General features: G+C 74.2%; 6 protein-coding genes. 4 read left to right on the forward strand and 2 right to left on the reverse strand.

All coding sequences use genetic code 11. The annotated features are described in order from the left end of the window. Positions 1 to 78 precede the first annotated feature (78 nt). Complete coding sequence (locus Apa02nite_RS17210; RefSeq protein ID WP_203825859.1) at positions 79 to 666, reverse strand: HD domain-containing protein; 588 nt, start codon at positions 664 to 666, stop codon at positions 79 to 81. 69 nt (positions 667 to 735) lie between these two features. On the opposite strand from Apa02nite_RS17210, the gene Apa02nite_RS17215 reads away from it, so the two are divergent. Next, positions 736 to 2,622 (forward strand): DUF6461 domain-containing protein, encoded by a 1,887-nt coding sequence (locus Apa02nite_RS17215; RefSeq protein ID WP_203825860.1) that lies wholly within the window; start codon positions 736 to 738, stop codon positions 2,620 to 2,622. Here the strand turns inward: Apa02nite_RS17215 and Apa02nite_RS17220 are convergent. Next, positions 2,615 to 5,902, reverse strand: a complete 3,288-nt coding sequence (locus tag Apa02nite_RS17220; protein WP_239164364.1) for an AfsR/SARP family transcriptional regulator — start codon at positions 5,900 to 5,902, stop codon at positions 2,615 to 2,617. The genes Apa02nite_RS17215 and Apa02nite_RS17220 overlap by 8 nt on opposite strands. Positions 5,903 to 6,017: 115 nt before the next feature. Here Apa02nite_RS17220 and Apa02nite_RS17225 point away from each other — a divergent pair, with 115 nt between their 5' ends. The 3 genes from Apa02nite_RS17225 to Apa02nite_RS17235 all read left to right on the forward strand — a co-directional run bounded on the left by Apa02nite_RS17225 (position 6,018) and on the right by Apa02nite_RS17235 (position 10,153). Continuing rightward, positions 6,018 to 7,169, forward strand: a complete 1,152-nt coding sequence (locus tag Apa02nite_RS17225) for an SGNH/GDSL hydrolase family protein (RefSeq protein WP_203825861.1) — start codon at positions 6,018 to 6,020, stop codon at positions 7,167 to 7,169. Positions 7,170 to 7,204: 35 nt separating this feature from the next. Then, a complete protein-coding gene (locus Apa02nite_RS17230) occupies positions 7,205 to 8,695 on the forward strand; it encodes an FAD-dependent monooxygenase (protein ID WP_203825862.1) in 1,491 nt (496 codons plus the stop codon). A 90-nt stretch (positions 8,696 to 8,785) separates the two neighbouring features. Further along, positions 8,786 to 10,153, forward strand: coding sequence for a cellulase family glycosylhydrolase (locus Apa02nite_RS17235; RefSeq protein WP_203825863.1), 1,368 nt, complete (start codon positions 8,786 to 8,788; stop codon positions 10,151 to 10,153). Positions 10,154 to 10,184 lie beyond the last annotated feature (31 nt).

Below are 10,184 nucleotides of genomic sequence, written 5' to 3' on the forward strand. Positions count from 1 at the left end.
CCACCGCAGGTCGTGCATCTCGCGCGGCGTGGTCACCCCCAGGTAGAAGGCGGGTTGCAGGCCGCAACAGATGCCGCCTCACACCAGTTCGTGGCCATATTCACTGACCAGAGGTTTCAGATCGGGCTCGCCGTAGGTGGCGACCAGTTCGCTGAAGCGGGCCGCCTTGCCCGCCCCGAACCGGCTGACGCTCACCGCATACGTCGCCGCGGACACGAAGACCGGCGGGGACTTCTTGCTGTGGAATTTGTCGGCGTACAGAACAAGGGTTTCCTCGGCGGTCTCGGGCACGTAGTCACCGGGAGGTAGCGGCAAACCCTGCTCCCGGATGTCGGCCCTGGTCACGCCGACGCCGGTGTGGCATGAACAGAAACGGCACAGCGGCTCCGGGAAGCCCTCCGCCTCCAGCAGCTCGTGGCCCAGCAGCCCGTGCTTGATGTAGTTCGGGTAGTCGAGGGTCCCGTCGCGGCCGTAGAGCCGGTACACCCCGATGTCGTGCAGCAGGCAACCGGCGCGGACCAGGTCCGCGTTGAGTTCCGGGGTGAGGAACTGCTCGGCGATCCGGCAGACGATCTCGCAGTGCGTCCACACCAGCGCGAACGCTTCCGGGGTGGGCGCGGCCCGCTCGTGCAGCGAACGGATTTCCGAGTCCGACGGGATCCACATGGGTGTCCATGATTCCAGGCCGGTGACAGCGGGCGGACAGCGCCAGCACGATCCGCTAGCGTCTCGACCGTGGTCGATGCTGCCGAGGTGCCGGAGGCGTTCGTGGCGGCCGTGCGCGAGCGGCTACCCCGTCTCACCGCCCTGATCGCGATCGGACCGGCCGCGGAGCTGGGCCGTCTCGGCGTGCCGGAGGACAGCGGGGCGCGGGAGGACGCCGGAGCGCGCGGTGCGGTGGGCGGGCACGCGCGGGCGCGGTTCGCGGAGCGGCTGGGGCGCTCGGCCGCCGAGCCGGTGGCGCTCGCGGCGCTGCGTCGCCTCGGCCCGCTGCCGGCCGAACGGCTGCTCGGCGCGCTGGAGATCACCGCTGCCACGCTGGAGCTGCCGGCCCTGCCACCGGCCGCCGGTCGCCCGGAGAGCACCGGCGCCATCTCCCTGGTCTCCGCCGGTCAGGACAGCACGGCGCTGACCGCCGCGACGCTCCTGGAACGACTGTCCCCCGGCATCGCCGACGCGGCCCTCACCCTGACCCGCCACCTCGCCTCCGCGATCCCGCCCGCCGGCACGGAGCAGAAGCCACCCGACGCGGGCCCTGACGCGGAGCAGAAGCCGCCCGACGCGGACTCCGGCGCGGAGCAAAAGCCGCCCGGCGCGGAGCAGAAGCCGGCCGAGCCATGCCCGGAACCCGACGAGCAGGCCCTCGCCGCCGCCCACGGATCCCACTGGCTCGCGCTCGCCCTGGCCGCCTCCGTCGCCGTCACCACCCGAGCGGAACCCCCCGCCGTCGTCGACCGTCCCGCGGCGATCGCCGGGCTCGCGGTGGGTGCCGCGGCCGCGGCGTTGCGCGACGCACCGATGCCTTTCCGGTACGACGGAGCGCGCCTGGCCCGGCTCCGCCACGAGTATCTGCTCCCCCGGCACGGCTACGGCACCGTCACGGTGACCGGTCCATGGTTCGCGCTGACCGAGGCGGCGTTCCCCACCAGCCCGGACTTCGGCGGGAACGGCCTGGTCACGGCGCACGACGGCTACGCCGCGATCCGTACCGGCGCGACCGGCGGCCCGGTCCGGGTGCACCTGTCCGTGCTCGCCGGCCCGCCGCCCGAGGTCGAGCCGGACTGGGAGGAGGTCGTCGAGGTCAGCTGGCACGCGGGGACCGGGCGCGCCTCGGTGCTCGGCCCGGACGGCCCCGGCGACCCGCAGTTGCGGCACGCCACCCCGCCGTGGCCCGGCGACTACCGGCTGCGGGTGCACGCCCGGGGCCGCGACGACGCCGGCGACCCGGATGCCGGGGACCCCGAGATGTACCGGCTGCTGGTCTGGGCCGCGCCGGCCGCCCCACCGGTCGTGCACCGGAGCACCGATCGGCTCGGGTTCCGGCTGCGCGGCGAGCCGGAGCCGGTGCGCCCGCGCCGGCCGGAGCACGCGTACCGGTGGATCCGGCGTACCGATATCGGTCTGGCAGCAACGGTGACCGTGGTGACGGCCGGGACCACCGCGGAGGTGCTGCGCGCGTTCGGCGCGGACCCGGACCGGCCGGAACCGGTCGCCGCGATCGAAGCCGACCTGGCCGCCCGCGGCGCGATCGACCCGTGGGTGGCCGTGCACGACGCCGGCGACGCGATCGTGGCCGTCGAGGTCAACGGCTATCAGGGCTCGCACGCCGCGGTGCTCAAGGCGGCCGCGGCGCACGGCCGGGTGGCCAGCATGCACTGGAACGAACGGGCGCTGACCAGGCTCTCGTTCGCCGACGGCGGGGTGCTGCTGGCCGCGTTCGAGCCGTGGGAGAACGTGACCGCCGAGCCCCGGGTGGCGGCCGCGCTGACCGGCCTGGACTTCACCGAGCCGGGTCTGCGCCCGGAGAAGGGCCTGGTCGCGGTGGAACGCTTCACCGGCTGCGGCCTGACCCCGTCCATCCTCGAACAACTCCGCACCGGAACCGGTCACCGGATCACCTGAGGCGCGACGGATCCGTCGCGGTCACGGCCGTCTCGGCGTCCAGGTGCCACCCCCCGGTGTACGCCGTGCCGAAGCTGTCCTCCCCCAGCTCGGCCCGGCCGCGTGCGGTCAGCTCACGGACCAGCGGCTCGGTACGGTCGTGCGCACCGCGCAGCCGGGACGCCACCCCGAGCAGCACGGCCGACTCGCGCGCCCGCCCGAGCGCGCCGGCGACCGCGGCCACCTGCACCGCGACCACAGCCAGCATCGGCAGGTCCCGGGACGCCAGCCCGGCCGCGTAGGCCTCGGTCAGCGCCGTCCGCGCCCCGGCCGGGTCCCCGGTCCGCAGGGCGAGCTCGGCACGCACGCAGGCGACCAGTGTCCGCCCGTGATCACGGGGGAACGTGCGGACGCCGCGCAGCCCCCGTTCCGCCTCGGCGAGCAGCTCCCGCGCCCGGCCGAGGTCACCGAGCCGCGTCCGGAAGCTCGCCTCCCGCACGTCGAGCAGGATCAGCAGCCACCCGGAGGCCGCCCGCCGCACCCGTTCCCGGGCCGCGTCCAGGCCGGCCAGCGCCGGGCCGGTGTCACCGCGGCGCAGGTGCAGGTCGATCCAGTGCAGGTCGAGGTAGACCTGGTCGCTGAGACTGAGCGCGCCGAACTCGGCGGCCAGCGCCCGCGCCTCGGCCAGGTCGGCGAGCGCGCCGTCGAGGTCGTCGTCGTACTGGCGCAGCTGGGCCCGCATCGGCAGGGTCGCGGCCCGGCCCCAGCGATCACCGGCCTGGCCGAAACAGGTCAGCGCGGCCGCCACGTCGGCGCGGGTCTCGTCGAGCCGCCCGGCATTCTCGGCGAACTGCGCCCGGAACATCCGGGTCACCCCGGACGTCCAGACGTCGGCGCTGCCGGCCAGCGCACCGAGGGCGCCGTCCTCGCCGAGGAACGTGCGCATCAGCGCGCTGTAGAGGCCCGGCATCCCCGGTACGTCCCGCAGCCGGCCGGCCAGCTCCCGCATCTGCGCCTCGTCGGCCGCCGACGGTCCGGCGTCGGCCCGGCTGAACAGCTGGATCGCCCGGGCGAGGTCCCGGTCGGTGGCCGTCCCACCGCCGGGTGAACCGGGAACCGCCGGGCCGCCGGGCGATCCCGGTGACCCGGGCGCGGCAGGCACCGCGAGGGCCGCGCCGAGCCAGTGGGCCGCGTCGGTGGTGCGGCCGAAGATCTGCCAGTACCAGGTCAGGCTCAGCGCGAGCGCGATCGCGCCGGCCGCGTCGCCGGTCTCGCAGCGGCGGCGCAGGGCGGCGAGCGCGTTGTCGTACTCCGCGCCGATCACCCGCGCGGCGGCCAGCTGGCCGGGGCCGCGCAGCAGCGGGTCGTTCCGGGCGATCAGGTCGGCGACGTGACCGGCGGCCAGGTCCCGGACCGCGCCGAGCTGATCGGTCTCGGTCAGGCGTTCGGTGCCGTATTCGCGGATCGTCTCCAGCATCCGGTACCGGCCGGGTTCCGGCGCGAGGTGCAGCAGCGACCGGTCGACCAGGGCGGCGAGCAGGTCGGGGACGTCGGCGTCCGGCACCACCGTGCCGGCACAGACCGCGGTGGCCGAGGCCGCGGTGACGCCGCCGGGCAGGATCGCGATCCGTTCAGCAACGGTACGTTCGGAAGCGCTCAGCAGCTCCCAGCTCCAGGCGATCACCGCGCCCAGCGTGCGGTGCCGTGGGAGTGCCGTCCGGCTGCCGGTGACGAGCAGCCGGAACCGGTCGGACAGCCCGTCGGCCAGCTGCGCCAACGACAGGGTGCGCAGCCGGGCGGCCGCCAGCTCCAGCGCGAGCGGCAGCCCGTCGAGGCCGCGGACCACCCGCACCACGTCGATCAGCGTGCCCGCGTCGACGGCGAACCCGGGGCGGACCGCGGCGGACCGCTCCCGGAACAGCCGCACCGACGCGGTCCGGCCGGCCTGTTCGGCGTCGTCGTCCGGGCCGGGCAGGGTGAGCGGACCGAGCGGCACCAGCGCCTCCCCGTCGATCGCGAGGGGTTCCCGGCTGGTGGCGAGCACGTGCAGGCCCGGGCAGCGGGTCAGCAGCGTCCCGATCAGGTTGGCCACCGCGTCGATCAGGTGCTCGCAGTTGTCCACCACGAGCAGGATCCGCCGCCCGCCGAGCTGGTCGACGAGGACGTCCCGCTCGTCACCCTCGGCCCGCTGGCGCGCGTCGAACATCGCCCCGCCGCGCAGCCCGCTCCCGGCGAGCACCGCCGCACCGATCTTGCCCGGCTCGGTGACGGCGGCGAGATCGATCAGCCAGGCGCCGTCCCGATGCTCGTGCCGATGCCGCCGCGCCGCCTCGACGGCGAGGCGCGTCTTGCCGGCCCCGCCCGGCCCGAGCACGGTGACCAGCCGCCCACCGGCACCGAACAACGTGTCGATCCGCGCGAGGTCGTCCTCCCGCCCGACGAAGCTGGTCAACGGCATCGGCAGGTTACCGAGGCCGTCCCGCTCACTCCACCGGTCGGCGCCGCCCAGGGCCGGCGCGGGCTGCTCGTCGGCCGGGGCGTGCAGCAAGCGCAGGTGCCGTTCGCGCAAGGCGGCGCCGGGCTCCGCACCGAGCGCGGCGGCCAACGCTTCCCGAACCTGCTCGTAGCGGCCGAGGGCCTCGGCCTGGCGCCCCTGCGCGGACAGCGCGTCGATCAGCAGCGCCGCCGCCCGCTCGTGGACGGGCCGTTCGACGAGCAGGGTGGTCAGGCGCGCGGCGGCCGCCTCGGCGTGACCGAGGGACAGCTCGGCGTCCGCGAGGTCGGCAACGGCCTCGACCGAGACGGCCGCGAGCCGGGTCGCCGCAGCGGGCGCGACCGCGGCGACGGCCGAGGGCTCAGCGCCGGGATCCGCACCCCACAGCGCCACGGCCGCACCGAGCGCGTCGACGGAGGCCGCCGGGTCAGCGCCGCGCAACCGGTCCCGGCCGGCCGCGGCCAGGTGCTCGAACCGCAGCGCGTCCACGTCGGCCGGGTCCACGGCCAGCCGGTAGCCGCCGGCCACCTGCGCCACGTCGCCGGGCGCGCCGAGGGCCCGCCGCAGCCGCGAGACCAACGCCTGCAGTGCGTGCGTGGCATCCGCCGGCGGGTCCTCGCCCCAGATGGCGTCGATCAGCACGCCCGGCTCGACCGCGCGCCCACCGGCCAGCGCCAGCCGCACGACCAGCCCGCGCAGCCGCGCACCCGGCACCGGCAGGTCCACGTCACCGCGCGCCACCCGGAACGCGCCGAGCAGCGTTATCCGCAGCCGCGCACCCCCGTCCATCCCTTGATCCTCGCGCATGCCCGCTCGCTCGCCCGCATCGCGCCAGCGCGGTGTGAGCCCGGTGTGAGCGCCCCCGGCCACTCTTCTGCCAGCCCGGCGCGAACCCGGGCCGGACGATCGACGGAGGCATGTGATGACCGAAACAGACGGCTGGGTCCGGACCTGGGGCGCCGCGCCGCAGGCGCCCGGCGCGGCGGTCGCCGCGCTGGAGCCGTTCGCCGACGCGACCCTGCGCCAGCAGGTCCGGATCAGCGGCGGCGGCCGGCGGGTCCGGGTCCGCTTCACCAACGAGTACGGCACCGCACCGCTCACCATCGGCGCCGCCCGGCTGGCACCGGCCGGCACCGGCCACCCGCTGACCTTCGCCGGCCGGCCCACCGTCACCGTCCCGCCGGGCGCACCGATCCTCAGCGACCCGCTGGACCTGCCGCTGCCCGCCCTCGCCCGGCTCGACATCAGCCTCTACCTGCCGGGACACGTGGCGAGCTGCACCGTGCACGGCCGCCCGGTGCGGGCCGGCTGGATCGCCCCGGGCAACGCGGTGCTCGCTCCCACCCCGCCCGCCGACGCCACCCCCCTGCCGGCACGCGCCCTGCTCGCCGCGGTCGAGGTGCTCCCGGACGGCCCGGCCACCACCGTCGTCGTGCTCGGCGACTCGATCACCGACGGCTTCGGCTCCTCCCCGGACGCCGACCACAGCTGGCCCGACCGCCTGGCCGAACGAGCCGCGCAGACGGGGCGAGCGGTGCACGTCGTCAACCAGGGGATCAGCGGCAACCGGCTCCTGAACGGCGGGCACGGCGACGCCGCCCTGGCCCGCTTCGACCGCGACGTCCTGGCCACCCCGGGGCTCGGCCACGTCGTGCTCGCCATCGGCCTCGGTGACCTGGCGATCTCCTACGCCCCGCGCGGCGACGACAGCCCCCTGGCCGGGTTCCTCACCATGTTCCCCGGCGGCCCGGTCACCGCCGACGACGTCATCGCGGGATATCGGCAGCTCACCGCCCGGGCGCGGGAGCACGGCGTGCGGGTCTGCGCGGCGACGCTCACCCCGTACGAAAGAGATGACATGTTCTCGTCGGGCGGGGAGACCGCGCGCACAGCGGTGAATGCCTGGATCCGCGGCAGCGGTGCGTTCGACGCGGTCCTGGACTTCGACGCGGTCTGGCGCGACCCGGAGCGGCCCGCGCGGACCCGCGACGGTTTCCACGCCGACGACGTGCACGGCAACGACGCCGGCTACCGCGCCCTGGCGGACTCCATCGACCTTTCACTGTTCCGCTGAAGCTTTCACTGATCCGCTGAAGAAGGAGAAGACCGATGCATGACGTGGTGATCGTGGGCGCCGGGCCGGTCGGGCTGTTCCTGGCGTGCGAGCTCGGGCTCGCCGGATGTTCCGTGCTGGTGCTGGAGCGTGAGCCGGAGACCGGTTCGCCGTGGAAGGTGATGCCGCTGGGGATGCGGGGCCTGTCCGCCGGGTCGATGGAGGCGTTCCACCGCCGGGGCATCCGGCTGGCCGATTCCGGTCCGGACGAGGATCCCGCTCCCGCTCCGCGCAGCGCCGGCCACTTCGCCGGGATGATGCTCGACCCGGCCCGCGTCGACGTGGCCGCGCTCCCCTACCGGCTGCCCGGCCCGGCACTCGAAGGCATGATGACCAGCCTCGACGCGGTCGAGACGGTGCTGGCCGAGCGGGCCGGGAAGCTCGGGGTGCAGATCCGGCGCGGCGTGCCGGTGACCGCGATCACGCAGGACGACGACGGTGTGGTCGCGCGGGCCGGCGGGCGGGCGTATCCGGCCCGCTGGCTGGTCGGCTGCGACGGCGGGCGCAGTGTGGTGCGCGGCCTGACCGGTTTCGACTTCGTCGGCACCGAGCCGCGGCTCACCGGATACGCCGTGCACGCCACCGTCGCCGACCCGGAGAAGCTGCGCCGCGGTTTCACACTGACGGCGACCGGGATGTACCTGACCACGCCGTACCCCGGGCATCTGGGGTTGATGGACTTCGACGGCGGTGCGTTCGACCGGTCGCGGCCGCTGACCCGCGAGCACCTGCAGGCGGTGCTGCGGCGGCTGTCCGGCACCGACGTGACGCTGAGCGAGGTGCATCGCGCGTCGAGTTTCACCGACCGGGCGATGCAGGCGACGACGTACCGGCGGGGCCGGGTGCTGCTGGCCGGCGACGCCGCGCACATCCACTCGCCGCTCGGCGGGCAGGGGCTCAACCTGGGCATCGGCGACGCGATGAACCTGGGCTGGAAGCTCGCGGCGAGCGTGCACGGGCAGGCGCCGGACGGGCTGCTCGACACGTACACCGCGGAGCGTCACCCGGTCGGCGCCCGGGTGCTGGACTGGTCGCGCGCCCAGGTCGCGGTGATGACCCCGGGCCCGCACGCCGCGGCGCTGCAGACCCTGGTCGGCGAGCTGCTCGCCACCCGAGACGGGACAACCTATGTGTACGAACGGACGTCCGGCACCGCAATCCGCCACGACCTGGGCAGCACCGACCCGCTGATCGGCCGCAACGCCCCGGAGCTGCGCCTCGCGGACGGCACCCGGCTCGGCGACCTGCTCACCGGCGGCCGGGGCGTCGTGCTCGACTTCCACGACGATCGGTCCCTGCGCGCGGCGGCGGCACGCTTCGGGCTCCGGTACGTGACCGGGCCGGCCCGCCACGGCCTCGGGCTGAGCGCGGTGCTGGTCCGCCCGGACGGGATCATCGCCTGGACCGGTGCCCGCGACGGTTTCGAGCAGGCCGCCGCACGCTGGTTCGGCAGCACCTCAGCGGCGGCCGGGGAAATACTCCCGTGACTATCTTGACCAAATGAAGAAACATCCGGACCCTAGTGGGAGCGCTCCCGCGAATCATTGTCATCGATACCCAGAAAGGGGAGGCTGACCATGCGAAGAGTCCTCGTCGCGTTCTGCGCCGCCCTGCTCGCCGCCGTCGGCGCGGTCCTGGCCCTCGGGAACCCGGCGTACGCGGCCACCGGCCTGCACGTCTCCGGAACCGACATCTACGAGGCCAACGGCACCAAGTTCGTGATGCGCGGGGTCAACCACGCGCACACCTGGTACACCAACCAGACCAGCTCGTTCGCCAACATCAAGGCGGCCGGCGCCAACACCGTCCGGGTGGTGCTCAGCGGCGGCCGCTGGACGGCGAACAGCGCCAGCGACGTGGCCAACGTGATCTCGCTGTGCAAGGCCAACAAGCTGATCTGCGTCCTCGAGGACCACGACACCACCGGGTACGGCGAGGACACCGCGGCGTACACCCTGGACCAGGCGGTCAACTACTGGATCAGCCTGAAGAGCGTCCTGGTCGGCCAGGAGGACTACATCTCGATCAACATCGGCAACGAGCCGATCGGGAACACCAACCCGGCCCAGTGGACCGCGGCCACCACCGCCGCGATCGCCAAGATGCGGGCCAACGGCTTCCAGCACCTGCTGATGATCGACGCCCCGAACTGGGGCCAGGACTGGCAGCAGGTGATGCTCGCCAACGGGCAGGCCGTGCTCGACGCCGACACCCAGAAGAACACCGTGCTGTCGATCCACATGTACTCGGTCTACTCGCAGGCCTCGACGATCACGTCGTACCTGGACACGTTCAAGTCCAAGGGCTGGCCGCTGGTGATCGGCGAGTTCGGCTGGCAGTTCGCCAGCACCGAGGTCGACGACCAGACCATCCTGGCCGAGGCCAACGCCCGCGGCCTCGGGTACCTCGGCTGGTCGTGGTCGGGCAACACCGACCCGATCCTGGACATGGTGCTCAGCTTCGACGTCAACCAGAAGACCACCTGGTACCACCGGGTCTTCGACGGCGCGAACGGCATCACCGCCACCGCCAAACAGGCAACCATTTTCGGTACGACGAGCACGTCATCCCCGACCGCCTCTCCGTCGGCCTCGTCCTCGGCCTCCCCCTCCCCGTCGGCGTCGTCCTCGCCGCCGCCGAGCGGTAAGACGTGCACCGCGGCGTATGCGATCACCGGTTCGTGGCCGGGTGGCTTCCAGGGCGAGGTCAAGGTGACCGCCGGCTCCACAGCGATCACCGGCTGGACGGTCAACTGGACGTACGCCAACGGCCAGAGCGTCGCGAACGCCTGGAGCGCCACGGTGACCAGCAGCGGATCCGCCGTGACCGCCAAGAACGTCAGCTACAACGGAAGCCTGTCCGCGGGGTCCACCACCTCGTTCGGCTTCCTGGGCTCCTGGACCGGCACCAACAGCGTCCCGGCAGTCACCTGCACCGCCAGCTGACATCGGGGCGGGCGGGCCGCTCGGCCCGCCC

This window comes from Actinoplanes palleronii (assembly GCF_016862315.1).
Taxonomy (GTDB): domain Bacteria; phylum Actinomycetota; class Actinomycetes; order Mycobacteriales; family Micromonosporaceae; genus Actinoplanes; species Actinoplanes palleronii.

What these genes read in the sequence shown, in the direction of transcription:
- Apa02nite_RS17235 (WP_203825863.1), top strand. Translation starts at nt 8,786, where the DNA reads ATGCGAAGAGTCCTCGTCGCGTTCTGCGCCGCCCTGCTCGCCGCCGTC.
- Apa02nite_RS17230 (WP_203825862.1), top strand. Translation starts at nt 7,205, where the DNA reads ATGCATGACGTGGTGATCGTGGGCGCCGGGCCGGTCGGGCTGTTCCTG.
- Apa02nite_RS17225 (WP_203825861.1), top strand. Translation starts at nt 6,018, where the DNA reads ATGACCGAAACAGACGGCTGGGTCCGGACCTGGGGCGCCGCGCCGCAG.
- Apa02nite_RS17210 (WP_203825859.1), bottom strand. Translation starts at nt 666, where the DNA reads ATGTGGATCCCGTCGGACTCGGAAATCCGTTCGCTGCACGAGCGGGCC.
- Apa02nite_RS17220 (WP_239164364.1), bottom strand. Translation starts at nt 5,902, where the DNA reads ATGCGCGAGGATCAAGGGATGGACGGGGGTGCGCGGCTGCGGATAACG.